This window comes from Bacillus sp. MN7755 (assembly GCF_054771475.1).
This window is the reverse complement of the sequence record NZ_BTRL01000042.1, coordinates 1-1,349: the sequence shown is the minus strand read 5'-3', so window position 1 is coordinate 1,349 and position 1,349 is coordinate 1. Positions and strand designations below refer to the sequence as shown.

Genomic DNA, 1,349 nt, shown 5'->3' with positions numbered 1-1,349 from the left:
ATAACAACGGCATCACTGATTCCTTCTACATCCCTAATTCTTTCTTCAATCTCTCCCAATTCAATTCTAAACCCTCTAATTTTAACTTGTTCATCTATTCTACCTAAATATTCAATATTTCCATCTTCATTCCAACGAGCTAAATCTCCCGTTCGATAGATTCTCTCATTTGGTCTGTAAGGATTAACTACAAATTTTTCAGCCGTCAGTTCTGCTCTGTTTAAATACCCTCTAGAAACACCTGAACCACCAATACATAATTCTCCCGGCATACCAATTCCACATATACTCTTGTTATTCAAAATATATATTTGAGTATTGGCAATTGGCTTTCCTATCGGAATGATTTCTCTATTATCTTTCCCGTTAAATCGATATGAAGTAGCTACAACCGTAGCTTCAGTTGGACCATATAAATTGTTTATATTGTCTATACTTGCCCCTGTTATCTCCTCATACTTCGCTATCAGATCACTAGTAAGTGGTTCAGCTCCTAAATATAGTCTTTCAAACTGCTTTAATTCATCCGTTTTTCCATTTTTTTCTGCATATTCCAACAACATTCTGAACATTGATGGTACTAACAGAGCTTGCTTTTTCTCTAAAAGAGTTAATAACTCTCTAGGTTCTTTGTTTTGTATTTCAGAAATAATTAACAGTTTTCCTCCTGATAAAGTAACAGGGAAAATTTCCCAAACTGAACCATCGAAGATATAGTTTAAATTTTGAAGAACAACCGTATCTTCTCCATACTTCCCTTCATCGATTTGCCAATTAGATAGATTCATTACATTCCTATTTTCAACCATTACACCTTTCGGTGTTCCTGTTGTACCAGAAGTATAAATGACATATGCCAAACTATCTGGTTGAGAGATATGAACTGGATTTATCTGATCCTCTTCACAATTTGTAAGATTAACAAGTATAGTTGAAGCATCTATATGATCTACTATACTTTGATTACCTTCACCCACTAACAATACTTTTGCCTTACTATCGTTCAACATAAAATTAATTCTCTCTACCGGATATTCTGAATCAATTGGTAAATACGCCCCACCTGCTTTTAGTACACCATAAATCCCAACAATCATTTCTAGCGAACGCTTTGTTACGATTCCGACAATGGATTCTGTATGTACTCCCTTGTCTCTTAAATTTTTCCCAATGGTGTTTGCCTTTGCATTCAATTGTCTATAGGTAAGGCTCTCCCCTTCATATTCTACAGCTATTTTATCTGGAGTTTTTTCCACCTGTTCCTCAAATCTTTCAATAATCGTCTTATCGTTTTGATATTCAATATGTGTCCTATTGAATTCATAAATAACTTTTTCTTTTTCTGTATC

Annotated in this window: 1 protein-coding gene; it reads right to left on the bottom strand. The window is 34.3% G+C overall.

The genetic code is table 11. The features are described 5' to 3' along the window. Positions 1 to 1,349 (bottom strand): non-ribosomal peptide synthetase (locus ACYVEC_RS30060; RefSeq protein WP_460509523.1); only part of this gene is annotated, 1,349 nt, incomplete at both ends.